Origin of the sequence: uncultured Draconibacterium sp., assembly GCF_913060805.1 — a bacterium.
Classification (GTDB): Bacteria; Bacteroidota; Bacteroidia; order Bacteroidales; family Prolixibacteraceae; genus Draconibacterium.
On the sequence record NZ_CAJXTC010000054.1, the window covers coordinates 1 to 25,631 of the forward strand.

A 25,631-nucleotide genomic window follows, 5' to 3' on the forward strand; every position below is an offset into this window, starting at 1 on the left:
TTAAGCCCGTCAGCGCCGATGGTACTGCGTAAAAGTGGGAGAGTAGGTCGCTGCCAATTTAAACCAAGCCCGTGTTCAATAGAGCACGGGCTTTTTTATTGTAAAAAATTGTGGTTATCAGTAAATATTATTAATTCTGTGCCGTTTAATAAATTGAATTGCAACCTGGCTAAATGAGTCTGAAAAACAACACTGCCGAATTACGCGAAAAAAGCTTTTACTATAGCCTGCTGCTATTTGTTATTGTATTGCCTTTTTCCGAAGCCTTTGTTAGCATTGCTGCTGCAATTCTATTTTTACAATCACTATTATTTCAACCTCTCAACAATATAAAGAAGTCTTTAACCAACAATAAATCCGTATTCTATATTCTTGGAATATTTGGAGTGTATCTTTTGGGAATACTTCACACAAGGGATTTTGCATTATCAATGTACGAGCTAAAAAAGGTCGCTTTCTGGGTGGTAATTCCACTAGGAATAGTACTCTCTCCGCGTTTGTCAGAAAAACGCTTCTATAAAATAATAACGGTATTCAGTATCGCTGTTACTGTCGTTGCAATAATAGCTGCCATACGCTTTATATTTAAATCAGTATTTAATATTACCGATTTCAGAGAAATTTCACTCATTTCGCACATTCGGTATTCATACCAGGTAGCATTGGCAATATTTTGTTGCGTCTTTCTCGTTATAAACCGGGTAAAGGAAAATGACAGCTTTAAGACTATTGTCCCATTTCTAATAATGGCTGTGTGGTTGGTGTTATTTCTGTTTCTTCTAAAATCGATAACCGGAATTATCGCATTTCTGGGTACTACATGTTTTTTAGGTCTGTACTATCTGTTTGCTGTAAAACGAAAAATCAACTATTTACTCGTTGTTGTACTTGCCATTTTGGTAGCGCTACCTCTACTCTATACAAAATCAGTTTGGGATGATTTTTATAATATTGAAAAGCTGGATCCGCAAAAAGTAGATAAATATACAGCTTTAGGAAATCCGTATACTTTTAATTTTGATTCAGAGGAAAAAGAAAACGGACGTTGGGTGCAAAGTTATATTTGCGCAGAAGAGCTGCGTAAGGAATGGAACAAAAGGAGTGAATATAAATACGACTCATTAAACAATCATGGTTTTAGTAACCGGTCTACGCTGGTGCGATATCTTACAAGCAGGGGATTGAGAAAAGATAGTGCCGGTGTAAGTCAATTGACCGAGGCAGATATTAAAAACATCGAGCAGGGCATTGCTAATTACATTTATGCAGAAAAACGTTTCTCACTATATCCACGAATTTATGAGACGATTTGGGAATACGACCGATATAAAGCCAGTGGAAATCCCAATGGACAATCGTTATCGCAACGTATTGAGTTTGTAAAAGCTTCTGTCGTAATCATAAAATCAAATTTTTGGTTAGGAATTGGAACCGGAAACTGGAAGGCCGAATATGCAAAAGCATACGATAAACTGGGCTCAAAACTAAAAGAGGAAAATCAAAGGTCATCGCATAATCAGTACTTGAATTACATGGTAAAATTTGGGGTAATTGGATTCGTACTCATTATGTGTATGCTTTTAATTCCTGTATTTAAAGAAGGCCAGGAAAAGAATCTGCTGTTATGGATCTTATTGGTATTTATTGGAATTGCCAATTTAGGCGATGCAAACCTTGAAACGCATATGGGGCTTTCTTTCTTTTGCTTTTTCTACAGTTTGTTTTTGTGGCATTCGCCCGATCGAATTAAAAACTTTACCTTTCAAGAAAAGCTCAAATGAGAAAATATAAAATAGCTTTTATCGGCGCCGGAAATGTAGCAACTCATCTTGCTACAGAACTAAAAAAGTGCGGGCACGAAATTGTCCAGATATACAGTCGTACTGAAAAGTCGGCAAAACAATTGGCCGACAGTTTGGAAACTAATTATACTATTTCAAAGGAGTCAATCACTGAAGAAGCGGATATTTATTTTGTGGCGTTAAAAGATTCAGCAGTCGATGAAGTGTTGAGCGAAATTAATTTTGGAGCGAAATTACTGGTGCATTGTTCCGGAAGTTTACCAATGAAGGTTTTGAGTGAATTCGCTAAAAACTATGGAGTTTTCTACCCGATGCAAACTTTCTCGAAAAGCAGAAAAGTAGATTTTAAGAAGATTCCGATTTTTGTTGAAGCAAGTTCAGAAGAGAATTTGCATATTCTGGAAGAAATAGCAAATGAAGTTTCAGAATCGGTAACTGTTCTCGATTCCGAAAAAAGAAAGAGCCTACACATCGCTGCAGTATTTGCGTGTAACTTTGCTAATCATTGTTACGCAATGGCTGCCAAATATTTGGAAAGTAAAGAATTGCCATTTGAGATTTTACGACCACTAATTATGGAAACTGCCCAAAAGGTGCAGGAATTACATCCGAAAGACGCACAAACTGGTCCTGCAATACGTTTCGATGAAAACATTATAAACTCACACCTTAGTCAATTAAAAGAAATGCCCGATCTACAGGAATTGTACAATTCAATTTCAAAGAGTATTTTTGAGCATCATCAGGAAAAACAATAAGAATGTCGTTTTTTAAAGAAGAACTTACCCGCGTAAAAGCTTTCGTATTTGATGTTGATGGCGTATTGTCGCAAGACGTTTCGCCGCTTAACGAAGATGGCGATCCGATACGAACAGCTAACGTTAAAGATGGTTTTGCCATAAGAAGTGCGATAAAAGCCGGTTACCCAATTGCGATTATCACAGGAGGATATATTGAACGAGTGCGTTTGCGTTACGAGAAATTGGGTGTGGAGCATTTTTACGATAAAGCCCGAGATAAGGTGGCCTGCTTAAACGACTTTCTTGAAAAGGTGAAAGTATCACCCGAAGATGTGCTTTTTATGGGGGACGACCTGGTGGATTACCGGGTTATGCAAGCAGTGGGTTTGCCAACCTGCCCCAAAGATGCGGTAAGCGATATTAAAGATATCTCGAAATATATTTCGGATAAAAAAGGTGGCGAAGGCTGTGTGCGCGATGTAATTGAGCAGGCATTAAAAGCACAGCACAAATGGTTTACTCCCGAAATGCTAAATTCAAGAGCATTTTAAAATGAACTGGATACCCAAATATAATTTCATACTGGCATCGAAATCGCCACGCAGGCAAGAGCTGTTAAAATCGTTGGGAATTGGTTTTCAGGTGAAGACCAAAGATGTGGATGAAAATTATCCGGCAGAGCTTTCTCCTGATCAAATTCCGGGCTACCTGGCTGAAAAAAAAGCTAAGGCGTTTTCCAATGAACTAAACAATAACGATTTGCTGATAACGGCGGATACCATCGTTGTTCTGAACGGAAAAGTGTTGGAAAAACCGGAAGATTACGATCATGCTTATGAAATGCTATCGGCTTTAAGTGGAAAAATGCACGAGGTAATTACGGGTGTTTGTCTCAGTTCCACTAAAAAATCAGTGGTATTTTCATCGTTGACTAACGTACAGTTTAAACAGCTTACCAATACCGAAATCGATTATTATATTACCCATTACAAACCATTTGATAAGGCCGGTGCGTATGGCATTCAGGAGTGGATCGGAGCCATCGGAATTTCCCACATCGAAGGATCATTTTACAATGTAATGGGACTTCCGCTTCAAAAATTATACGAGGAAATTCAAAAATTTTAAATCCCCCCTTTAAAAGGTTTCATAATCTCGAATGTTATAAAACAACAGATTTAAATAAATTCAGGGTTAACCTATCACCTGATAATTCGTAAATTGAATAGAAACTTAATTAAATTCAATAATATGAATTACAGGATAACATTACTCATCTTAGTTTTTCTATCCGGACTTTGCTTTACTGGTTGCGATACCAAAGACGAGCCTGTTGAAGTAGGATTTTTAATCCATGCTTTTGATAAAGAGCGGTGGGAAAACGACCGGGACTATTTTGTAGAAGATGTCCAGGAACTTGGAGGGACCGTAAAAGTTATGGATGCCGAGAATGATGCCGATAAACAATTGGCTCAGGCAAAAGAACTGCTCGCCAACGGTGTTGACGTGTTAGTAGTTGTACCTGTCGATCAGTTTGCTGCTGCTGATATTGTAAATGCTGCCCATGCGAAAAATGTGAAAGTTATTTCGTACGACCGCTTGATTAAAAATTGTAAACTCGATTTTTATGTTTCCACTGATAACGTAGAAATTGGTGCACTGCAGGCTTCTTATTTAACCACCATAAAACCCACCGGAAAATATGCATTAATTGGCGGGGCAATTAGCGACAATAACAGCCAATTGCTCTATTTAGGCCAGCGAAATGTGCTGCAGCCTTTGGTTGACCGGGGCGACATTGAAATTGTGTACAACGAATTTACCAATGCCTGGGAAGAAAACGAAGGGTATGAACATGCCACAAAGTTATTAAAAGAACATCCTGATGTGGATGCAATTATTGCCGGAAACGACGAACTGGCAATGGGAGTGATAAGGGCGATGAAAGAAGCCGGTAAAGAGGACCAGATTCTGGTAGCAGGAATGGATGCCGACTTGCGTAACTTACGCGAAATTGTGGCAGGCCATCAAACCTGTACCGTTTATAAACCATACGAAAAGCTGGCTGCCACTGCCGCCGATTTAGCCATCAAACTGGCACGAGGAGAAAATGGGGAAAAAACATATCAGACAGTTAGTAACGGAGAAATGTTGGTGCCTACGGTTTTCCACACCGGAATGATCGTGAACAAGGAGAACCTTCAGTTAACCGTTATTTCAGAGGGATACCAAAGAGAGGAAGAGGTATACAATTAGTGTGAAGGAGGATTATTTGTAAAGGGATTCTGCTAGTAGGATCCCTTTTTTGTTGTGCTTTTTTACGAATGAATAATGTAAACCGCTAAAACCTTGAAGATTTGCCAATTATTTATACTTTTGCACCGATTTATTTAGAACAGGTCTTAATAATTGAAGAAGCATAAAGTAACACAGGTCAGGCATTTAACCGATTCAACTTTTGTAATTCGGTTCGAGCGAAATGGGATGGAGTTCCAAACGGGGCAGTTTGTATTGCTTGGAACAAAAGGGGCAGTTGATCGACGTGAATACTCTATTTATAGTGGAGAGAACGACGATTATCTGGAAGTTTTGGTTCGCGAAGTGGATGGCGGAAAAGTGTCGTCGAAATTAAAAAAGCTGAAAGCCGGCGATTGGGTTGATGTGGATGGTCCGTTTGGATTTTTTAAGTTCGATCCACACAGTTTCCAGGTGCAGCAATTTTTATTTATCGCAACCGGGACAGGAATCAGCCCGTTTCATGGTTTTGTGAAAACGCACCCGCAACTGAATTACAAAATGGTACACGGAGTTCGCAAAACAGAAGAAGCCTACGATCATACCGATTTTAATAAAGAAAGGGTAACTTTGTGCGCTTCAGGTGAAAAAGGGGGAGACTTTCACGGAAGGGTAACCGAATATTTAAAGACCGAGACAATAGATGAAAATACAAACTGTTTTCTTTGTGGAAACAGCGAAATGATATACGAAGTGTTCGATATTTTATCGGAAAAAGGAATCCCGACATCGAACATTTATACCGAAGTATACTTTTAATAAATAAAGAAAAGTTAGACTGCAGCAAGAATCTTCAAACTTCGTGCTTCAGTCTTCAAGCTATAAAGAATGAAATATCACGTAGTAACCTTAGGGTGTCAGATGAATATGTCGGATAGCGAGCGGGTGATCTCGGTACTTGAAGAAACCGGATACCAGTGGACCGACAACGAGGAGGAGGCAGGAGTGATTGGTATTTTGGCGTGCTCGGTGCGTCAGAAAGCCATCGATAAAGTGTATTCACGTATTCATAAATGGAATAAGTGGAAGAACAACAAAAACTTGGTTACTTTTATTTCGGGCTGTATTTTGCCCGACGATCATGAGAAGTTTCTGAAACTTTTTGATATTACTTTCCAGATGAAAGATCTGCCCGAGCTGCCCAAAATGATCAGCAGTTACGGAATTACAACACCTACACATTTGAATGTAGGTATTGATCCGCATAACGAGAATATCGAGGATTTCTGGAATGTGCAGCCACATTACCAATCGAATTTCGAGGCGTTTATTCCAATCCAGAACGGTTGTGATAAATTCTGTACCTACTGTGCTGTTCCTTATACGCGTGGTCGTGAGGTTTCGCGCCCATCAAAAGATATTATTACTGAAGTGGCATTGTTGGTGGCACAAGGATATAAATCGATTACACTACTGGGGCAGAATGTAAATTCTTACGGACTGGATAAAAAAGGAGAGGAGCTCACTTTCCCACAATTGTTGCGTGAGATAGGTGAATTAGGAAAACGCATGAATAAAGAATTTTGGCTGTACTTTACTTCGCCACACCCGCGCGATATGACCGACGAAGTAATTGAGGTGATTGCCGAATATCCTGTTTTGGGAAAACAGATTCACCTGCCTATGCAAAGTGGCGACGATAAAGTGCTGATGCGTATGAATCGCAAGCACAACATGGAAAAGTATCGTCATATTGTGGAGACCATCCGCAGGATTATTCCGCAGGCAACTTTGTTTACCGATGTTATCGTTGGATTTACTGGCGAAACAGACGAGCAGTTTGAAAATACACGCAAGGCATTCGACGAGTTTAAATTTAACATGTCATACACGGCAATTTACTCGCCGCGTCCGGGAGCAACCAGCCACCGTTGGGTGGATGATGTGCCGTTAGACGAAAAGAAACGTCGCCTACATCAGTTGACCGAAGATTTGCGTAAACATAACCTGCCATACAACGAAAGTTTGGTAGGACAAACAACGCGCGTACTCGTACGTGGCGAAGATCGCAAAGAAGGTTTCCTCACATCGTATACTGAAGGCAAGTTGACCATTCGTTTTGCCTGCGCTGATAAATCTATGATCGGTCAATTTGCCGATATTAAGATTACTTCGGCATCCGATTTTTCACTGGAAGGCGAGTTGGTTGAAGTTGCCGCCAGCTGCTAAAAAAAGAATATAAAATATATATTATAAAGATTCCATCTTTTTGAGAGATGGAATCTTTTTTTTGCCTTATTGATCCAAATTTTTGTGTTTTACAGAACAAGAAAACTAGGTAAATAACTAACACAAAAAAGACCCTTAGTAAAAACTAAAGGTCTGATAATATCTTTTGAGGAAATCTTACAGTTTTTCAAATTCTTTCCTACATCGCACCGTTTTCCATTTGCAGAAACCAAAGTATCGATGCCACTCCTGCAGGAAGAATTCCCCCTGTGTGGTCGAGCCCTTCAAGCGGAACTTTCTGAACTAAATCGGAGGATGCACCGGCGGCAATAAATTCATCATACTTTTCTTCGCTCACAATTGGCGGCACATAAGTATCGGCTGTTCCGTAAAATAGTGTTGTTGGAACTGTTGGAAGAAAAGCCGGAACACTATTGTCGTCCAGCATATCAAGAACCGGGAGATAAGCTGCTTCGGTATTCCACCCGGCAAGATATTCAGGTGTGAATAAGTCGGCAATTGTTGTGGTTAGCTCTGCGTTTAAATCGGCTCCCGAAGTCTGGCCGTCAAACATCGGTTCAATTTTATCGGCATACGGTTCCTGAAAAACAGTATTTATAGGTGTTTCAAGCCCGAGGTTCAGGTAGCTGTTAAAAATATACGCCAGGAAATACGGCTGCGGATAATCATCCAAACCAACTACATATTCGTTAAGTGTTACCAGGTTGTATGGCCCCGCACTGCAGGCACTTGCCCTTAAATTATACTCAAAACCGGGATCGGCTTCAATAGCCTGCTGAACCTGCATAGTAGCCCATCCACCTTGCGAGTAACCGGCCAGGTACAGATCGTTGCTAAGCGAAATCCCATCTTCGTCGTCGATAAATTCGCGCACTGCTTCCAGCATGTCAGTAACGGTTTGAACAGTTGACTCGCGGTGCAGGTACGGGTGAAACATATCGTCGGCTTCACCAAAACCAAGGTAATCAGGCAGCGATATAATAAAACCGGTTGATCCCATCATTTCCAGTATTTTGAAAAGCTGGTTTTCTGAATCAACACTTGGAGCTTTACTATGTTCCGTGTTGGTACCGTTCTGGTAGCTTAAAACCGGATAGGTACCATCTACTACATCGGGAATAGCAACTACACCTGATGCAAGTACCGGATTTCCATCGAAAGTCGTTTTGTAGGTTATTTTATAAACGTCAACCCCTGAATTTACCAGATCGCCAAATTCCGACAGTTCAGGGTATTCCAAACTCGCTGCAGCAATGGTAAAATCAATAATTGTTTTCGGAATTGAAAACTGTAAATCTGCGTCAACCAGGTATTCGTTCCCGGTAACGGGTGTTTCAACATCGTCCATTCCATCATCGCACGACACAAAAGCAACGGCGACAAGTGAAAAGTACAATAGAAATTGAAATAGTTTTTTGTTCATGGTAATGTGTTTTCTGAATTGATTAAACCAAAAATAGGGTATTTTTTATACCTGTAAAACTTTAATTCAGCTAATTATGCATTTATGATGTTAACAACAATACATTTTTGCGGTGGAATGTTACCGATGATTTTCTTATTTTCGGGAAACTGAAACATCGGATTTTAGTTTCAACCTTAAAAACATAACAATGAAGAAACCTTTACTTCTAGTTGTTTTCAGCCTGTTTGCAAGTGTGGTTTTTGCACAACCCATAAAAGTAATGTTGGTTACGGGAGGGCATAGTTACGATACGCTCCAGTTCTTTCAGCTGTTCGACCGGATACAGGAAATCGATTATGAACACTTTGCGCAACCCGATGCCAACAAAGCAATTGCAAGCGGCGTTGCAGACGATTATGATGTGCTTGTTTTTTACGATATGTGGAATTCGATCACAGCTGAGCAAAAAGCGGCTTATACCCGTCTTACGAAACAAGGGAAACCATTTTTGTTTTTGCATCATGCACTTGCTTCTTATCAAAACTGGCCGGCATTCGAGGAACTTATTGGAGGTCGTTATGTCGAAGAGAACAAAAATATCCCTGAAGATGAATGGTCGGAATACGAACATGATGTGTGGGTATATTGCTCGATTGAAAACTACACGCCCGTTACCGCCGGTTTTAGGGAGTTGCGTTTTTTCGACGAGGTTTATGATAATATCCGAATCTCCGACAATGTGAAACCATTACTGCGAACCCGGCATCCGAAAAGTGCTGATTATGTGGCATGGGAGAACCGCTTTAACGCTTCAACGATAGTGTATATTCAGTCGGGCCATGATAAACGAACCTACGAAACTGAAGAGTACCAAAAGCTTTTGCTACAGGCCATTCAGTACCTGAATACTTACAATAAATAAACTCCTTTTACAGATTAAATCCCCGCTTTTATCTTGTTCTTGTGTTACCCGATCGATTAATAAAAATTTCGATCGGTAATAGACCTTATTTTGAAGCAATAAAAATCAGCTTCAAATTCACATAATTTGCTTTGTTGCTTAGGGTTTCAGAAATTTTTTATTCTATATTTGCTTCAAACTGTAAAATATACAATAAGTAATTAATTTATTTCATCCGATGCAAAAACTAATTATTTCACTACTTCTATTGAGTGTAATTGCAGTGGCTTGCCAAAAGAGCGGTCCTGTTCAAACTTCTGAAAAAGATTCAGCCGTCGACGCAAAAGTTGAGGCTTTACTATCGAAAATGACGCTGATTGAAAAGATCGGTCAGTTAAACCAATATTCTTCGCGTTGGGAATTGACAGGGCCTGCACCTGAAGGTGTTGATTCGATGGCGCTTTACAACATGATAAAAGAGGGGAAAGTTGGCTCAATGTTGAATGTTACCGGGGCAAACGCAACCCGTAAAATTCAAGCCTGGGCAGTTGACAGCAGCCGTTTGGGGATTCCGCTTATTCTTGCCTACGACGTGATTCATGGTTACGAAACCATGTTCCCGATACCATTGGCCGAAGCCGCAAGTTGGGAACCTGAACTGGCAAAAAAATCATCGCGTGTTGCAGCAATTGAAGCTTCTGCAGTTGGTTTACACTGGACATTTGCACCAATGGTTGACATTGCCCGCGACGCCCGCTGGGGACGTTTTATGGAAGGATCGGGTGAAGATCCGTACCTGGGAGCTAAAATGGCATATGCCCGTGTAAAAGGTTTTCAGGGAGACGATCTGTCGGATGAGACAACCATTGCAGCGTGTGCAAAACACTTCGCAGCGTATGGTTTTATCGAGTCGGGCCGCGATTACAATGTGGTACAAATTGGCGATCCAACATTGCACAATATAGTTTTTCCACCGTTTAAAGCTTGTGTTGATGCGGGCGTAGCGACATTTATGAACGCGTTTAATACTATCAACGAAACTCCGGCAACAGCCAGTTCTTACCTGCAACGTGATATTTTAAAAGGTGAGTGGGGATTTGAAGGTTTTGTGGTTTCAGACTGGAATTCGATCGGCGAAATGTTGCCTCACGGAATTGCCGCCGATAAAAAAGAAGCGGCTTATAAAGCGATTACCGCCGGTTCAGATATGGACATGGAAGGTAACGCCTATATTAATAACCTGGAAGCACTGGTAAACGAAGGCAAAGTTGATGAAGCTTTGATCGACGATGCAGTGCGCCGCATTTTAACGATTAAATTCAAATTGGGATTATTCGACGATCCTTACAAATATTGCGATCTGGAGCGTGAAAAGACTGAATTACGTTCTGAAGAGCACCTTGCCGCCGCTAAAGAAGCCGCAAAAAGAAGTATTGTTCTGTTGAAAAACGAGAATGATCTTTTACCACTGAAAAAGGATGGATTAAAAATTGCTGTTATCGGCGAATTGGCCGAGAGCAAAGACGTGCCACTCGGAAGCTGGAGAGCCAAAGCGATTACCAATTCGGCAGTGTCGTTGCTGGAGGGAATGAAAAACGTAACCGGAAGTTCAAGTATTCGTTTTGCTCAAGGTCCTGCTTACACCGAAGGTTTGCGCTCGTTTACCACCGAATTACATATTAACACTACCGACCGCAGTGGAATGTCAGCCGCTCGTTCGTTGGCCTCAAAATCGGATGTAGTGGTTATTGCTTTAGGCGAAGACTGCTGGCAATCGGGAGAGGGCCGCAGCCAAACCGATATTTCGATGAAAGGTTTCCAGCAGGAATTGCTGGAAGAGGTGTATAAAGTGAATAAAAATGTTGTGGTTGTGCTTATGAACGGACGTCCGATCGAAATTAACTGGATGGCGGAGAATGTGCCTGCGATTGTGGAATGCTGGCACCTGGGTTCGGAAGCCGGAAACGGAATTGCTGAAGTACTTTTCGGCGATTACAATCCTGCCGGGAAATTACCGGTATCGTTCCCGAGAGCAGTTGGGCAGCAGCCGTTGTATTACAACCATTTTAATACCGGGCGTCCAACAAATGGCGAAGGTAACGTATTCTGGTCGCACTACACCGATGAGAGCAAAGAACCGCTTTTCCCATTTGGTTATGGTTTAAGCTACACCTCTTTCAATTATTCCGATCTTAAACTGTCGACAAATGAGTTAACCGAAGGCGGAAAAATGGTAGTCGAAGCCACAATTACAAATACGGGTGATGTTGCAGGTGAAGAGATCGTTCAGCTTTATATTCGTGATTTGGTAGGAAGTATTTCACGCCCGGTGAAAGAACTGAAAGGTTTTGAGAAAATTAAGTTGGAGCCAAAAGAGTCGAAAGTGGTATCGTTTGAGATTACTACAAAAGATCTTGAGTTTTATGGAGCCTCGAAAGAGTGGAAAGCCGAACCCGGTGATTTCAACCTGTGGGTGGGACCAAACTCGGCTGAAGGAATGGCAGCTTCGTTTGTTTTGAAGTAAATAAATATAACACGTTTTTAGGCCGGAACAGAGCAGGCGGTTTCAGTATAAGACTGGAATCGCCTGTTTTTTTGTTTAGGAAAGTGTGTCGAGACCGGATTTAATATTTATATAACATCTTTTAACATTTAGATAAAAAGAGAAGCTATGTATCGGGTATATTTTTCATTAAATTAGCGTCCGATAAAACCACTTTAACTTGCATGTTATGACATATTTAAGCAGGTTAATCCACAAATCCAGTATGACATTTCTTCCAACCCACTATCCGGTGCATTTTTACGGCTTACCCGATGGGAAAGTGTATCTGTGTTTTGCGCGGTTTTACGAAGCCGGTTTTAATAATACGGACCTGGAATTTGTTTTTGCCCGCCACAACGATTTTGTATACAATTACAACGACGAGATCATCGTTCCAATGGCAGAATTCCGAGCACCGGTGTATAACGAAATGGTAGATAATCCCGATCCTGATATTACCATTTTAGAAGTACGACGTGATATTAAATCGTATACCGAAGCCGTAGAATACATCGATAGTCTTAACCTTACGGATTTGGTTCTGAATCCGGGAATTGAAAGTGCAAAGCGAATGGTGGAAGAAATGCAAATTGGTGCATAAAACTCCATTAAACTGTTTATCAACGGCCATTAACTTTTTCATTTCGTTTACAACAATCTCCAACTGTATTAACTTTTCTTAGGAATATTAATAACTTTTGCTTAAATCTTTTTGGGTAAAATTTCGTATGCTATTACGATTTATCTCCATTCTGCGCATAATGCCGGGAATAAAAGCTTACGATTAACCAAAGATTGCATTGTTCGGAAAACATGAAAATAATACTACTGCTCAACATTCTGAGTTTTTAGCTGAACTACGCGGAATAGTGGTGCAAAATTTATCGGAAGATGATTTTGGTGTAAGTGATTTAGCCAAAGAAGTGAGGCTGAGCAGATCGCAGTTACACCGGAAATTAAAGTGTTTGACCGGTAAATCGGCAAGCTGTTTTATTCGGGAGATACGCTTAATTAACGCCAGCAAATTATTACGAGAGAATAACAATACTGTCTCAGAAATAGCGTACAAAGTCGGTTTCAGAAGTCCAACCTATTTTAATAAGTGTTTTCACGATTATTTTGGGCATTCACCGGGTGTGCACAAAAACTTTACAGATCTCAAAGCTACTCCGAATGAAAATATCCAAGTTCAACGAAAAATAAAACCCTGCCCAAGTTTATACGATAAATTCGCTCATTATTTTGGTTTCATTGTAATTGCAATAATCCTTGTTGTAGTCTTGATTTTTCTTGTTTTCTGGCTTTCATAGTAGAATAAAACATATCCCCAAAATTCTTTTTCAAACATCAAAATCCACTTTTTCTTCATAAATCGGTATGAAAGGAAATGTACGATTTTGCGTTCTGTCAGATTTCTACCAAATCAGCAACATCTGTATCCTAAATACATCATAGTTTAAATCGTCGCTCATAGTTTAAACAATTTAAAACCATGTGTAATGAATGCAACATAGGTTTAAGACAATAATTTTCATTTTGGTGTAACTTGAATATTAAAAGTTTCTGATTAGGAAAGGAGGAAAAAGTGTTCAGAAACCTATTTATTAATGTTAATTAAAGACCAGAAAGCCATGAAAAAATTATTATTTATTATGCTGGCAATATGTATCTGTTTGCTGGCATTAGGTCAGAATGACACCCCAAATTTAAACAGAGATATTGATGAAGTGGAGATTTCGCCACCTGCCTTTACCGGTATTGCTAATTATGCCGATTTGGTTAATGTAGATGCTAAATATTTACAAAAATATCTTTCATCTAATATAACCTATCCGAAAGAGGCAGAACGTTGCGGACGTGAAGGTACCGAAGTTATTAAGTTTAACGTTAATGCCCAGGGCAAAGTAACCAATATTGATATTGTAAATGGTGTGTGCCCGGAAATTGACAAAGAACTGGTTCGTGTACTTGAATCGACAAATGGAATGTGGAAGCCCGGAGTAAAAGATGGTATTCCTGTTTCAATGGAACAAGAAGTATCTATTGTATTTTCATTGACGGAAAGTACCGAATTAACCAATGAAAAATTTCTTAAAGTAGCTACGGCCTGCTTCACTCAGGGAGCAGAGTGTTTCTTTGAAAAAGGAAAGTCGAAAAAAGCAGAACGGCTTTTCACCAAAGGAATTACTTATATGCCTCACGATCAAAGTCTTTTGTTAATGCGTGGACTCTGCCGTTATGAGAGAGGAAACCGTGAAGGAGCACGCGACGATTGGAACCGTTTATTTGAGCTTGGAAGCATTGATATGAATAGTAAATTCCTTGCTCAGGCAGAAGGTTTGGAAGCATATGAAGCCTTAATGGAGATGTTAGCCGACAAGTAGGCGTTTAATCAAAAATCATCAATGCGCGAAAACTGTAAGCCCGGATATTTATTCCGGGTTTTTGTATTTTTTTATGAAATGAACACGACTCATACGTATTGGGTTAAAATTGCTTAGAGGGCAGTAGGTAAATTGCTTAATTTTAGTGGAATTCGATAGTTTTATTTGTCTAAATTAAAAAGAATTATTTTCTTTGTTGGTGATAGGTCGTTCCGACCTATTGTGTGTTTGGGGGTTAACATTAATAAGGGCAGTTGTTGAACTGCCCTTTCTTTTTTTAGTCAAATCCTAAATACAATTATCACAGCCTTTTATTTTTTAGAATATAATTATTAAGCACGGGTAAGTTGGCTTATTCCCGAAGTCAGAAATGCTGAGTAACTTTTAGGCAGTTTGCTGAAATAGGCTGAAATTGCTGGTAGTTCCGAGGTTTTCTGTTTCTGAATTCGTAATTTTGAAATGCAATAGATCGCTAAGATCTCTTGTTTGTTTGGGAAGACAAAATTTATTCAGGGCTTTATTCTATTACCATTTTGAGGTAATCTCAAACAATTTCAATACGGCACAATTCTTTTACATCTTACGAGGACGTAAGAAATATAAAAAGGCAACTGTTGAGTTGCCTTTTGTTTTATATCTCTATTTTTAATTTCATGCAGGTAGTTCAAATCGAAAACATTAGGAGAGTGATTTTGGTTTTGGCCAGGTTTATACATAAATTTTGCTCAAATCGGTTCGATTTATAACTCACATCGATTATTTATAGATCCAGAATTACACAGCGCATAATTCATTTTGAGTACAATATCGAGAAAAATGTCCCATTATGAAACCGTGCCGAAAAAGTTTGGCACGGTTAAGTGCCAGGTAATGAGGGGATAGTATTTTTTGGTACATCGATTGCTTTTAGTAAGACAAATTAGGAAAATAAAAATATAGGGTTTGTATAACAGGGTAGAACGACTTCTAATTTGATTGGTTCTGTATAAAGGGGTTTGTAAATTATCAATCATCACTAAAAAGCGTCCTTAAGTTCTACCCTTTCTTTTTGCTTCTTTTTTAATGTTATGTTAAAAACAAGAAGAATAACCAAAATAAAATAGGAGATAGGCCAATAAAAAAACCGTTCATCAACATGAACGGTTTTGTATTTACAAACCACTTCAAAAAGCGTACTGAAAAAGTAGAACCATATTAAATGGATCACCAACAGTATTTTAATATTTTTTCATTGTTACGTCCGGTTGTAAAAGTAAAACAATATGAGAAAATGTAACAACGCAAAGACCCGATTCCGCTTATTGTACAGCGGTAATCAGCTTTTATGAAGTCATCTCTCAGTAATCAGAACTTTTCAATTGTGAAGATGGACTCCAGGTCCGTTTTTAATTGATTTTCCGGAGTCTTTTTCAAATAGATATTTTTCCCAAGCACATCATCTGAAATGTTGTTACCGGTAATGTCTATTTGTTTACAATATTCCAGGCTAAAAGTGAAGAGTCGATTATGAAACGGGGCAAAATCGTAATTTCTGGTTACGGTGTTTCCATTAAACGAAAGTCCTTCAACTGAAAGTGCATAGAGCAGCGGATAATCGAAAGGGTTAAATTGGTTGTTCTGAATGCTGATATTACGATGATAAGCTGGAGTATCGTCTTTTATAGCCGGAATGATGGGGTAGATGGAAATAACTGCCTCGCTGTAACGGTACGAACTTGTGTTGCACAACGATGTAAAACTATTTCCGGAGATTGATACGTCTGTTGCTGCGCCGGTTTTTAGCGACGTATTTGCATTGCCGGTAATAAGGATAGCACTTCCACTTGATTCAAAAGTATTGTTTTCAATTTCAACTTTTCCAGATGTTGCCAAAACCAGTCCACTTGCCCGACTACTTTTAAAATTGCTGTTTTTAATTGTAAGGTCTGGTGTCCAACTGAGGTTTTCAAGAATATCTCCGGCTTTCAGGTTTGAAGGAACAGGCATTTCGAATTGTAGCGAAAAATGCTCTTTATCGATATCTGTAATCGTTTTAACCGTATTGGAAGTATTGGTTCCAATAAAGTTAACCACATCGCCCGGCCGTGCCCAGTTTTGGATTTTACTTTGTTTATCAAGGTAGCTGCATTTTACCTGGTTGTCCGACAGCACTTCTTCAACCTGAACGCTGATATTATGAACATTGACAGGTTCGTTTACAATACCCTCGAAAGTACAATTGTCAATAAGAATGTTGCCCTGGCAATTCACAATTTGTAATCCGTCAAAGCCGCCTCCAAAATAGAGAATTTTAGATCGGTTCGGGATTGCCTGATATTGGTTGAACTCCAGGTTTTTGCTGTTTTGTGCCAGAATTCCTGATCCGGGAGCATGAAACAACCTGAGGTTTTCGATTGTAATGTTATCCGATTTAGAAATAAAAACACCTGCATGAGTGGGCGTTGCATGTTGCATTACAAGGTAATTCCCAATTTGGGGCTTACGTTTAAAATCAAAATGCAGGCGCACAATTCCGGGCATGGTAGGTTCGGCAAAATACGCATCCCAATCTTCTCCCAGGCAAGGCTGCTCGCCGGTGTGAGGTACAATATACCTGCCTTTTCTGTCGAACTCCAAAGTATTCCTCCATTCATTCGACTGGCCATTTCCCACATCAAAAAAAATCTTTCCTTCCACCATTCGGTATGGCGATTCTTTCGGGTCGAGGCCAATGTCCATATAGTGGTTGTTTATACGTAAAACCTCGGCCTGAGCAATAAAAGGTTGTTCCCAGTCAATAGTCACGTTTTTTAGGGTAATGTTTTGGCAGTTGTCGAAAGTAAAAGGCTGCATTTCCTGATGAAAGATCAGGTGGCTTCCTCGTCCGTCGATCACCAGATTTTTTATATTCTCAAAATGAAACGCACAAACTTTCGGACCTTCATTTGAAGTATTTGCTTCGTAATAAACCTTGGTTTTGCAGCCGTCAGGATAAAAATGGTAGGTGCCGGTGGAGAATACAAGTACTTTGGCTTGATCTGTTTTAAGATCTTCCAGTGCTTTATAGAAGTATTTTATGGCGTTCTTCTTCCGCGTTTTGTATAAACCGTAATCCTTGATAAAAATGTAAGTTGTGTCGGTTGGAATTTCAGAAGCCGAAGCCTGCACAGCAAAAGTAAACAGCCACGAAAATAGTATAATGAGCAATGTGGGTTTCATAGAAAATGCTATTTTTTTGCAAGATACTATTTTGTGGTTTTTCCTTCGTACATCGATTGGAAAACTTCATCAACCGGTTCCCAAAGTTCTATTTTGTTGTTTTCTGGATCGAGGATGTGGACAAATTTCCCGTATTCATACGATTCTATTTCATCGCAAATGGTTACGCCTGCATCCTTTAATTCAGCCACCAGTTTTTCAATATTTTCAACCCGATAGTTGATCATAAACTCTTTCTCCGACGGTTGAAAATAATCGGTATCATCTTTAAACGGACTCCAAACCGAGTAGGCTTTTTCATCCGGCGAATCCGATTTCCGGAATTCAAAAACCGAACCGTACTCATTTGTTGTCAATCCCAGATTTTTACCATACCAGTCTTTCATCTTTTCCGGATCTTTTGTTTTAAAGAAGATTCCGCCAATACCCGTTACTTTTTTCATTTGCTTTTTAGGATTTAAAGTTTAATTGCAGCGTTGTTTCACTTTACAATAAAAGTAACGAGATTAAAAAAAGTTTATGCGAAAAGAATACTGAAAGATGTTTCTCGCGGTTTTATGAAAAGGGGAGAGGATACGAAAATTTGCTACAGGATGTTTTTGATGTCTTTAATAGATTGCAATTTTATCCAGTTGGGATGTTCCTCTGCTTCTTCGGCTTTTTCGTGAAGCCAGGTAATATGAAAAGGAATATGAATGCCAAAACCTCCCAATTCCAGCACCGGTTCAATGTCTGATTTGTAGGAGTTCCCGATCATTAGGAAATCTTTCGGTGAAATCTCTAAATGTTTAATCAGTTTTTGGTAATCATCCGATTTTTTATTGCTCATCACTTCCACATGATGAAAATATTTTTCCAGTTTCGATTTTTGAAGTTTGCGTTCCTGGTCGAGCAAATCGCCTTTGGTAGCGACTATTAATTTGTAGCCTTTTTCCTTTAAATATTCCAATGTCTCAACAACGCCGTCGAGTAATTCTACCGGCTGATTGATTTGTTTTTTACCCAGTTCAATAATCTGCTCCAGAGTTTGCTGTGGTACTTTATTGCCGGTAATTTTCAGCGCAGTCTCCATCATAGAAAGCACAAATCCTTTGGTGCCGTATCCGTATTCTTCAAGATTTTGAATTTCAGTGGCAAAAAGCACTTCCATGGTTTCATCCGAAGTACTGAAATCCGATAACAGGTCACAAAACTTTTCCTCCGTTTCGCGAAAGAATGTTTCGTTAACCCAGAGGGTGTCGTCGGCATCAAATGCTATTACTTTGAAGTTCGCTTTCATATTTGTTTCTCGCAGATTTCCCTTTATCCGAAAAGCCTGCTTTATAAAGCTAAGTTCACTACTGTAATTCCTGCACCGCCAAAGTCAACATGCTCATCTTTGTAGCTGCGAACCATTGGTTCCGAACGCAAATAGTCGCGGATACTTTGTTTTAAAATTCCGTGTCCTTTACCATGCAGAATACGCAACTGACCGGCCTCAAACATAATTGCCTCGTCGATAAATTCTGTGATTTTGGCAATGGCTTCTTCTACGCGCTGGCCGCGAATATCAATCTCCGGTTTGAAACTCAGGCGTCGTTCCGAGAAACCTTCGGTAAGAACTGACGCCCGGCCGCCTCGGTTTTTATCCAGTTTTTTTGCCTCGTTGTTACTGATTCGCTCCAGGTTTTTACTTGGCATCGTTGTCATTAACTGACCGAAAGCAACCACAGCATTTTTCTCGTTAATTTCAATGAGGTCGCCAACGGTATCCTGTCCTTTTAAGCGCACCTTATCTCCGGGGCGCATTTCAATTCGTTTCTCCAGCTTTTCTTTGGAAACAGGCTTTTTCGACTCATCGGGACGGTGTTTGTTCCGGTTATCTTCTCGTTGGCGCAGTTTCTCCATTTTTTTAGAGATCTGCGAATCGTTACCCGTTATTTTGCGGTCGATATCCTTTTTCAGATCGCCCAGTTTCGATCGGGCCTCTTTTGTCTTTTCCTTATCAGCTTGTGCCTTTTTAATTTCCTGAATAGTGTTTTCAATCCGTTTGTTAACTCCTTTCAGCAAAGCATCAGCTTCTTCTTTGGCTTTTTTCAGAATCTCTTTTCGCTGTTTTTGGATTTCCTGCAATTCCGACTCGTAGGTTTCTGCCGTGTCGTCGAGAATCTTTTCTACTTTGCGGATTTTCATTCGCTTGGTTTCCCAGTAGCGTTTGTCGCGGTTTATTTTCCGCAGGTTACGATCGAAATCAATGTGGTCTTTCCCCACTTTTTCGGTCGCCTGTTCCAGAATATCTTCCGGCAAACCAATTTTTCGGGCAATTTCAAAAGCAAACGAACTACCGGGTTTTCCAATATCCAGTTTAAAAAGCGGATTCATGTGTTGCGAATCGTAAAGCATGGCTCCGTTTATGATTCCTTCGGCCGACGATGCAAAGTGTTTCAGATTGGTATAGTGAGTGGTAATTACGCCAAAAGTACCCAGCTCTGTAAGCTTTTCCAGAATCGACTCGGCAATGGCGCCACCCAGCATCGGTTCAGTTCCGGTACCAAATTCGTCAATCAGTATCAGCGTTTTTTCGTTGCAGTTGCGCACAAAATGTTTCATGTTCATCAGGTGCGAACTGTAAGTACTCAGATCGTTTTCCATCGATTGCTCGTCGCCGATATCGATAAAAAGCTGTTCGAAAACGCCTGTTTTACTGGCTTCGTTCACCGGGATAAGCAAACCACATTGCAGCATATATTGCAGCAATCCAGTGGTTTTTAAACACACCGATTTACCTCCGGCGTTAGGTCCTGAAATTAACAGGATATGTTTTTCGTCGGTGAGTTTTATATCGAGCGGAACAATCTTCCGGTTCTCCTTTTTTAATGTTTTTAAAAGTAGCGGATGAATGGCGTGGTACCATTCGATTATCGGCGCCTCTTCAAATACGGGCCGGATGGCATCAAACTCAACCGCCAGCAAAGCTTTTGCGCGAATAAAATCCATTTCGCCAAGGAAGTCATACGAATACGCCAGTTCTTCCAAATAGGGACGAATATCGTTGGCAAAATTGGTAAGTATTTTAATGATCTCGCGGCGTTCTGCATATTCCAGTTCACGGATCTCATTATTCATTTCCACAATTTCGTTCGGCTCAACATACGATGTTTTTCCGGTGGCCGACTCGTCGTAAACAATACCTTTTAGCTTGCGTTTGTTGGCCGCAGCAACAGGAATTACGGCTCGTCCGTCGCGGATTGAAACCGAAGCATCATCCTCCACCCAGCCATCTTTTTGCGCCTGCTTTAAAATGGCGTGCAAACGTTTCGACATGCTCGACTGCATGTTTAAAATACTGCGGCGGGTTTGTGCCAGCTCGGGCGATGCATTGTCGCGTATCTTCCCAAATTTGTTGATGATCACATCGATGCGGTCGTAAATATATGGGAACACCTGCACGCGCGATGTTTTCTGTTTCAAAATCGGAAATGCTTCGTCTTCCTGTTTCGAAAAGAAATTGACAATGGCTCGCACCGATTCTAGCGAACGTTTCAAATCGAACAATTCTTCGGGCTCGAGGAAACGACCTTCCAATCTGATTTTTTGTAAAGCTTCGCGCAGATCGTAAAAATGCGTGGCCGGGAAACTATCGAACTCGCGAATGATTCTGCAAAATTCATTCACCTCATTCAGTTGTTGCAAAATGGTGTCGTACGAAGTTTGAAAATGCATTTCCTGCACCCATTCGTCTCCCATGGTGCTGATGCACTTGTTGGTAAGCATTTCGCGAATGCGGTCGAAACCAATTTTTGCCTCGAAATTATTTGGATAAATGTTTTGCATAGCCTTTTCTTAATCAGCTGCAAAAATACAGTTTTCAAATTTCTCTCGCAAAGGCGCAATGACGCTAAGTTTCGAAACACATTAGACACATAGAAAACAATAGGAGAATACAATTTGACAATTGAACAATTTGTTAGTTCAATAATTCATGTCAATCTTCCAGAACCTTGCTTTTGGGCTATGATTCGCTCAAAACTACATGTTTAATCTGCCTGCGGTTGTAAGTGTAGGTGATATGAATATTACCATCGCGGGTTTGAATAATACACGGATAACTGAATTCTCCTTCCGGCTCATCTTCCAGGTGCATGATGGTTTTCCACGATTTTCCGTTGGTAGAATAGTAAAGATCGAGTTTGTTTCTTCCGGCTTCCCACGAATCGCCACTTGGCAATGGATTATTGACCAGTAACTTTGCCCCTGATTTTAGCGTGATGGCATCAATTCCTGAATTTGGATGCGGAATTGTTGTGGGCTGCACTTCCGACCATGTTTTTCCTTCGTCACGAGACGAGCTTTCCATAACAACATTTTGGTTGCTGCGCAAAAGTGCCTGAATTCGTTCATCGGGATAAACGAGCAAAGTTGGTTGAATGACTTTTACTGAGTCGGGCGAAGGAATGGCAATTTTTGTCCATGTTTGGCCGCCATCTGTCGATCGCTCAATATGTGCTTTCCAAAGTTCGTGGCTTTCTTCTGTGCTCGATGGACTAAGAATTGCACTCGATGACAGTTGAATCGGTTTATTCCGGATAGGACCTAAAATTCCGTCCGGTAGGTTTTCAGGTGCCGACCATGTTTTTCCTTCATCGTTTGAATGCATTACCATTCCCCACCAGTCGTTTGGGCTGGGGCCAACTTTATAAAAAAGATCGATATGGTTTTCGGCGCCCCGAAACAAAACCGGATTCCAGGTTGGGAACGAGGTTGTATCCACTTTGCCGTCGGCAACTTTTTGTGGTTTTTGCCATTGTCCGTTTTCAAAAGCAGCAGTGTAAATACTAACCTCCGGATGCCGCTCATAAGGTCCGCCAAAAAACGAAAGCAGAAGCCCGTCCTTCGTTTCAATAATTGTTGATGCGTGGCATTGGGCGTATTGCAAAGTATCGGAAATGTAGCTTTCGGAAACACGTTTAAAGTTGCTGCTTTTGTTTTGCTGGCAAGCTGTAATTAGCATTAAAATAAAGCTAAACGCCAGAATTAATCGTTTCATAAATCAAATGTCGTAATTTTCTTCCTATTGAAAAAAGGATGTCATCTATTCGAAAGATGACATCCTTTTCCATTTATAAAATCAAAATTGTTTTTCTAAAAACTATCCTTTTGGAACTTTCTCGCCGGGGAATCTTTTTCCGTATTCTACCCAGAATAATTTCACTTCGCTCTTCATTTCTTTTGAAAGGAAAAGCAAACCGATAAGGTTAGGAATCGTCATCAAAGCAATGGTAATTCCCGAAAGTGTCCAAACAATTGTAGTGTCGGTAAACGATGCCAGGAAGAATCCGATAACATAAACCAGTCGGTACCAAACAACGCCTTTTATACCAAATAAATAGGTAACTGCGCGGCCGCCGTAGTACGACCAGCTAATGGCTGTTGAAAAGGCAAACATCAATAATCCGATCGACACGATATATTTTCCGTAATCGCCAAACCAGCTTCGGGTAAAGGCAATGGTGGTAAGCGGTGCACTGTGCATTAACGATTTTCCTTCCAGCGCCAGACCTTTTGGATTTGGGCTGTCCGGTTTTCTGTCAATCTTTCCATCGGTAACTTTTATTTCACCCGAATAAGGCTGATTATCCACAAAAACGCGAATGTCTTCAGCTACCGAGCGGGCGTGTAAAATTGTAGGCTGGTTCACAATCTCTCCATTTTGTACCACAAGACTATTGTTGAACATCGGCAAATCAGCTTTTCCAACCAGGTAGTTATGCAACTCATCTACATCGCTTTGGTTGGCTTCAGAATAGGTTCCGTCGAGCACTACAATGTCGGTTTCCTGGAAAAGGTTTTGGTGTTTTTCTGTCCAAACTCCCGACGATAAAAGTACCAAGCCGGTTAGCGTACAAATGATAATGGTATCGATAAATGGTTCCAGCAATGCAACCAAACCTTCAGAAACAGGCTCGTGAGCACGTGCAGCGGCGTGGGCAATTGGTGCCGATCCCTGACCTGCTTCGTTCGAGAACAATCCGCGGTTAACACCCCGGTTAAAAGCAAAAGCAATACTTCCGCCCAAAAAGCCACCAACAGCCGCCGAGCCATTGAAAACGTCGCCGAAAATGGCAACAACAGATGGTATAATATTTTCGTAATTGTAGGTGATAACAGCCAGCGCACCGATAAAATAAATGATAGCCATCAATGGTACCAATCTCGATGTAACATTGGCAATACGTTTAATTCCGCCAACAATAACCAGCCCCAGTAATACGGCCAAAACGCCGCCACTTACCATGTGATTGATGCCAAATGTTTCGAACAGCGAATTAGAGATACTGTTGATCTGTGGCAGGTTTCCGGTACCAAACGATGAAAGAATGGTTGCAACGGCAAAAATCCCACCCAGCAAAGTACCGGTTTTTAAAATCTTGTTATTTTTTAATGGAATGTTCAGTCGTTTTTTCATGAAGTACATCGGTCCACCGGCAATCGATCCGTCGTCAGCTTTGTCGCGGTATTTGTGCGACAGGGTAACTTCCACAAATTTGGTGGTCATACCCAGTGCTGCCGTTACCAGCATCCAGAAAAGTGCTGCCGGACCACCAAGGTGAATGGCCAGTGCCACACCGGCAATGTTCCCGGTTCCCACTGTTCCCGACAAAGCTGTTGTTAAGGCCTGAAAGTGTGAAGTATCACCTTCGTCGCCTTCTTTGTCGAATTTTCCGCTTACAATTCGCAGCGAGTGTTTTAGATAACGGAACTGTGGAAATTTTAGATAAATGGTAAAAAAGATACCCGTTCCGAGTAATAAAAATACAAACCATTCCGAGCCTCCAATATGGCCGTCGATGGTCGAAAGAATCTCATTGAGCTTGTTCATTATTTGCAGTTTTTTTTATACGTTGAATTGTTAATTCAAAAGGTAATTTTTGAAACTCGTATAGCCCAACACTATTCTTCGAAAGGAAGGCATTATTGTATGCTTGTTTCAAAAATCGAGCTAAAAATAGTAAACCTGTTCAATTTGCTAAAAAATGAAGGTTTTTATTTTTAAAATGTTATTAAATCCTGAGAAAGGTCATCATTTGTGGTGGCTTGTTGGACGGTTCATTGCTGAATATGTTTAAAGACTTCTTTTTCAAATTCTTTTTAAACAATATGGAAACCGATTGCTTTTTGTCGTAATTTCGCGTAAACAACTTAAAAAGCAATTAATCATGTTACCAAAGTTTTTATTAGCCGACAATTCGCAGGAAACTCCTGATACAATTTTTGTGGTTCACACCGAAACACCACGTTTTATCGTTGAAGCAGATATCGATGATTTTTGGAACAACCAGGAAATTCACTGGATTGATGGAGAGCCGGGAGACGAAAAATTGATTTCGGAATTCATTGAGGCAGCCGAAGAGTTTTTGGAAAAGGAATTTGAAAACGAAGAATTGCTGGCAGAAGACGACGAAGAGTAACACGAAATAGCTGATTTAATTCAGCGCAGAGATAAACCTTGAATTGCAATGGCAGCTAATCGTTTATATCGTTCGCAAAATAAAGTATTGGGAGGTGTTTTGGCCGGTTTTGCCGAATACTTCTCAATAGATGTGGTTTTGGTACGACTGATTTATGTGCTGCTATCGCTTTTCTCTGCCGGATTTCCGGGCTTGTTGGTTTATATTATTTTTTGGATTGTAACGCCTGAAAAACCTGTCAATCCTTATGATCCGGAAACTAATTCGTAAGCTCTTCGAACGAAAGATCCATTAGAGGAAAATCCTCCCAGCCGTTATAATCGAAATGCCACCATTCAGAACTAATCACTGAAAATCCAAAATGAGACATAACTCCAATTAATAGGGTGCGGTTCTGAAGAGCAGCTTCCGGCAGATCTGTGTAATCGGAATGGGCTTTTTCCGAGAAATCATCAAATGCGGTGGGCATTTCAAGTTCTTGGTTTGTGCTCAAATTCACCAACGAAACATCAACAGCACAGCCCCGGTTATGACGGGAGCCGGTTTTAGGGCTGGCTACAAAATCAGGATCGGGATACACCTCATAAAATTTCAGCGTTGCTGCATACGGACGATAAGCATCGTAAATTTTTAAGCCAAGATTTAACGATGCCAGCGAATCCTGCACCAGCTTTAAAGCCGCCGCCACCGGTTTTCGGGCATAGGCTTTTGGCGATTTGTAAA

22 protein-coding genes are annotated in these 25,631 nt (G+C 40.5%); 14 read left to right on the forward strand and 8 right to left on the reverse strand.

The features are described 5' to 3' along the window. Nucleotides 1-173 precede the first annotated feature (173 nt). The 7 genes from QZ576_RS21065 to miaB all read left to right on the forward strand — a co-directional run bounded on the left by QZ576_RS21065 (nt 174) and on the right by miaB (nt 7,006). Nucleotides 174-1,781, forward strand: coding sequence for an O-antigen ligase (locus QZ576_RS21065; RefSeq protein WP_297101175.1), 1,608 nt, complete (start codon nt 174-176; stop codon nt 1,779-1,781). Further along, on the forward strand, nt 1,778-2,560 hold the full coding sequence (locus QZ576_RS21070) for a Rossmann-like and DUF2520 domain-containing protein (RefSeq protein ID WP_297101177.1): 783 nt from the start codon (nt 1,778-1,780) through the stop codon (nt 2,558-2,560). The genes QZ576_RS21065 and QZ576_RS21070 overlap by 4 nt, the downstream gene beginning before the upstream one ends. A gap of 2 nt (nt 2,561-2,562) precedes the next feature. Continuing rightward, a complete protein-coding gene (locus QZ576_RS21075) occupies nt 2,563-3,093 on the forward strand; it encodes an HAD family hydrolase (RefSeq protein ID WP_297101180.1) in 531 nt (176 codons plus the stop codon). A 1-nt stretch (nt 3,094) separates the two neighbouring features. Next, entirely contained in the window at nt 3,095-3,670 is a 576-nt protein-coding gene (locus QZ576_RS21080; RefSeq protein ID WP_297101183.1) for a Maf-like protein, read from the forward strand. 123 nt (nt 3,671-3,793) lie between these two features. Beyond that, nucleotides 3,794-4,798, forward strand: coding sequence for a substrate-binding domain-containing protein (locus tag QZ576_RS21085; protein ID WP_297101186.1), 1,005 nt, complete (start codon nt 3,794-3,796; stop codon nt 4,796-4,798). A 153-nt stretch (nt 4,799-4,951) separates the two neighbouring features. Continuing rightward, on the forward strand, nt 4,952-5,596 hold the full coding sequence (locus QZ576_RS21090) for an FAD-binding oxidoreductase (protein WP_297101188.1): 645 nt from the start codon (nt 4,952-4,954) through the stop codon (nt 5,594-5,596). Between the two features lie 69 nt (nt 5,597-5,665). Further along, nucleotides 5,666-7,006, forward strand: a complete 1,341-nt coding sequence (miaB, locus tag QZ576_RS21095; protein ID WP_297101191.1) for a tRNA (N6-isopentenyl adenosine(37)-C2)-methylthiotransferase MiaB — start codon at nt 5,666-5,668, stop codon at nt 7,004-7,006. A gap of 199 nt (nt 7,007-7,205) precedes the next feature. Here the strand turns inward: miaB and QZ576_RS21100 are convergent, their stop codons facing one another. Further along, nucleotides 7,206-8,450: an alpha/beta fold hydrolase gene (locus QZ576_RS21100; protein ID WP_297101195.1), complete on the reverse strand. Its 1,245-nt coding sequence runs from the start codon at nt 8,448-8,450 to the stop codon at nt 7,206-7,208. Between the two features lie 190 nt (nt 8,451-8,640). Here QZ576_RS21100 and QZ576_RS21105 point away from each other — a divergent pair, with 190 nt between their 5' ends. The 5 genes from QZ576_RS21105 (at nt 8,641) to QZ576_RS21125 (ending at nt 14,262) form a co-directional block, all read left to right on the forward strand. After that, nucleotides 8,641-9,354 carry a ThuA domain-containing protein gene (locus tag QZ576_RS21105; protein ID WP_297101198.1) on the forward strand — a complete coding sequence of 238 codons (714 nt, stop codon included), beginning with the start codon at nt 8,641-8,643 and terminating at the stop codon, nt 9,352-9,354. 217 nt (nt 9,355-9,571) lie between these two features. Then, nucleotides 9,572-11,857: a beta-glucosidase BglX gene (bglX, locus tag QZ576_RS21110; protein ID WP_297101200.1), complete on the forward strand. Its 2,286-nt coding sequence runs from the start codon at nt 9,572-9,574 to the stop codon at nt 11,855-11,857. A 244-nt stretch (nt 11,858-12,101) separates the two neighbouring features. Further along, complete coding sequence (locus QZ576_RS21115) at nt 12,102-12,479, forward strand: hypothetical protein (protein WP_297101203.1); 378 nt, start codon at nt 12,102-12,104, stop codon at nt 12,477-12,479. 199 nt (nt 12,480-12,678) lie between these two features. After that, complete coding sequence (locus tag QZ576_RS21120) at nt 12,679-13,188, forward strand: AraC family transcriptional regulator (protein ID WP_297101206.1); 510 nt, start codon at nt 12,679-12,681, stop codon at nt 13,186-13,188. Between the two features lie 321 nt (nt 13,189-13,509). Continuing rightward, on the forward strand, nt 13,510-14,262 hold the full coding sequence (locus QZ576_RS21125; RefSeq protein WP_297101209.1) for a TonB family protein: 753 nt from the start codon (nt 13,510-13,512) through the stop codon (nt 14,260-14,262). Nucleotides 14,263-15,606: 1,344 nt separating this feature from the next. Here QZ576_RS21125 and QZ576_RS21130 read toward each other — a convergent pair. The 6 genes from QZ576_RS21130 to QZ576_RS21155 form a co-directional block, all read right to left on the reverse strand. Next, nucleotides 15,607-17,460, reverse strand: a complete 1,854-nt coding sequence (locus QZ576_RS21130) for a right-handed parallel beta-helix repeat-containing protein (protein ID WP_297101211.1) — start codon at nt 17,458-17,460, stop codon at nt 15,607-15,609. A gap of 26 nt (nt 17,461-17,486) precedes the next feature. Beyond that, nucleotides 17,487-17,903 (reverse strand): VOC family protein, encoded by a 417-nt coding sequence (locus tag QZ576_RS21135; protein ID WP_297101214.1) that lies wholly within the window; start codon nt 17,901-17,903, stop codon nt 17,487-17,489. Between the two features lie 143 nt (nt 17,904-18,046). Beyond that, nucleotides 18,047-18,739, reverse strand: coding sequence for an HAD family hydrolase (locus QZ576_RS21140; protein WP_297101217.1), 693 nt, complete (start codon nt 18,737-18,739; stop codon nt 18,047-18,049). 41 nt (nt 18,740-18,780) lie between these two features. Beyond that, complete coding sequence (locus QZ576_RS21145) at nt 18,781-21,273, reverse strand: Smr/MutS family protein (RefSeq protein WP_297101219.1); 2,493 nt, start codon at nt 21,271-21,273, stop codon at nt 18,781-18,783. Between the two features lie 178 nt (nt 21,274-21,451). Next, a complete protein-coding gene (locus QZ576_RS21150; RefSeq protein WP_297101226.1) occupies nt 21,452-22,486 on the reverse strand; it encodes an exo-alpha-sialidase in 1,035 nt (344 codons plus the stop codon). 102 nt (nt 22,487-22,588) lie between these two features. Further along, entirely contained in the window at nt 22,589-24,319 is a 1,731-nt protein-coding gene (locus tag QZ576_RS21155; protein ID WP_297101229.1) for a sodium:alanine symporter family protein, read from the reverse strand. 337 nt (nt 24,320-24,656) lie between these two features. Between QZ576_RS21155 and QZ576_RS21160 the strand changes: the two genes are divergently transcribed. Then, entirely contained in the window at nt 24,657-24,908 is a 252-nt protein-coding gene (locus tag QZ576_RS21160) for a hypothetical protein (protein WP_297101232.1), read from the forward strand. Nucleotides 24,909-24,956: 48 nt separating this feature from the next. Further along, nucleotides 24,957-25,178, forward strand: coding sequence for a PspC domain-containing protein (locus QZ576_RS21165; RefSeq protein ID WP_297101235.1), 222 nt, complete (start codon nt 24,957-24,959; stop codon nt 25,176-25,178). On the opposite strand, the gene QZ576_RS21170 is transcribed toward QZ576_RS21165, so the two are convergent. After that, nucleotides 25,168-25,631 (reverse strand): M15 family metallopeptidase (locus tag QZ576_RS21170; protein WP_297101238.1); only part of this gene is annotated, 464 nt, incomplete at its 5' end. The two genes, QZ576_RS21165 and QZ576_RS21170, sit on opposite strands and share 11 nt — an antisense overlap.

Bases quoted from the DNA above. Each gene is read 5' to 3' on its own strand.
- QZ576_RS21155 (WP_297101229.1), bottom strand. From the start codon at position 24,319: ATGAACAAGCTCAATGAGATTCTTTCGACCATCGACGGCCATATTGGA.
- QZ576_RS21100 (WP_297101195.1), bottom strand. From the start codon at position 8,450: ATGAACAAAAAACTATTTCAATTTCTATTGTACTTTTCACTTGTCGCC.
- QZ576_RS21125 (WP_297101209.1), top strand. From the start codon at position 13,510: ATGAAAAAATTATTATTTATTATGCTGGCAATATGTATCTGTTTGCTG.
- QZ576_RS21080 (WP_297101183.1), top strand. From the start codon at position 3,095: ATGAACTGGATACCCAAATATAATTTCATACTGGCATCGAAATCGCCA.
- QZ576_RS21065 (WP_297101175.1), top strand. From the start codon at position 174: ATGAGTCTGAAAAACAACACTGCCGAATTACGCGAAAAAAGCTTTTAC.
- QZ576_RS21075 (WP_297101180.1), top strand. From the start codon at position 2,563: ATGTCGTTTTTTAAAGAAGAACTTACCCGCGTAAAAGCTTTCGTATTT.
- QZ576_RS21105 (WP_297101198.1), top strand. From the start codon at position 8,641: ATGAAGAAACCTTTACTTCTAGTTGTTTTCAGCCTGTTTGCAAGTGTG.
- QZ576_RS21135 (WP_297101214.1), bottom strand. From the start codon at position 17,903: ATGAAAAAAGTAACGGGTATTGGCGGAATCTTCTTTAAAACAAAAGAT.
- QZ576_RS21165 (WP_297101235.1), top strand. From the start codon at position 24,957: ATGGCAGCTAATCGTTTATATCGTTCGCAAAATAAAGTATTGGGAGGT.
- QZ576_RS21115 (WP_297101203.1), top strand. From the start codon at position 12,102: ATGACATTTCTTCCAACCCACTATCCGGTGCATTTTTACGGCTTACCC.
- QZ576_RS21070 (WP_297101177.1), top strand. From the start codon at position 1,778: ATGAGAAAATATAAAATAGCTTTTATCGGCGCCGGAAATGTAGCAACT.
- QZ576_RS21130 (WP_297101211.1), bottom strand. From the start codon at position 17,460: ATGAAACCCACATTGCTCATTATACTATTTTCGTGGCTGTTTACTTTT.
- QZ576_RS21145 (WP_297101219.1), bottom strand. From the start codon at position 21,273: ATGCAAAACATTTATCCAAATAATTTCGAGGCAAAAATTGGTTTCGAC.
- QZ576_RS21140 (WP_297101217.1), bottom strand. From the start codon at position 18,739: ATGAAAGCGAACTTCAAAGTAATAGCATTTGATGCCGACGACACCCTC.
- QZ576_RS21160 (WP_297101232.1), top strand. From the start codon at position 24,657: ATGTTACCAAAGTTTTTATTAGCCGACAATTCGCAGGAAACTCCTGAT.
- QZ576_RS21085 (WP_297101186.1), top strand. From the start codon at position 3,794: ATGAATTACAGGATAACATTACTCATCTTAGTTTTTCTATCCGGACTT.
- QZ576_RS21150 (WP_297101226.1), bottom strand. From the start codon at position 22,486: ATGAAACGATTAATTCTGGCGTTTAGCTTTATTTTAATGCTAATTACA.
- miaB (WP_297101191.1), top strand. From the start codon at position 5,666: ATGAAATATCACGTAGTAACCTTAGGGTGTCAGATGAATATGTCGGAT.
- bglX (WP_297101200.1), top strand. From the start codon at position 9,572: ATGCAAAAACTAATTATTTCACTACTTCTATTGAGTGTAATTGCAGTG.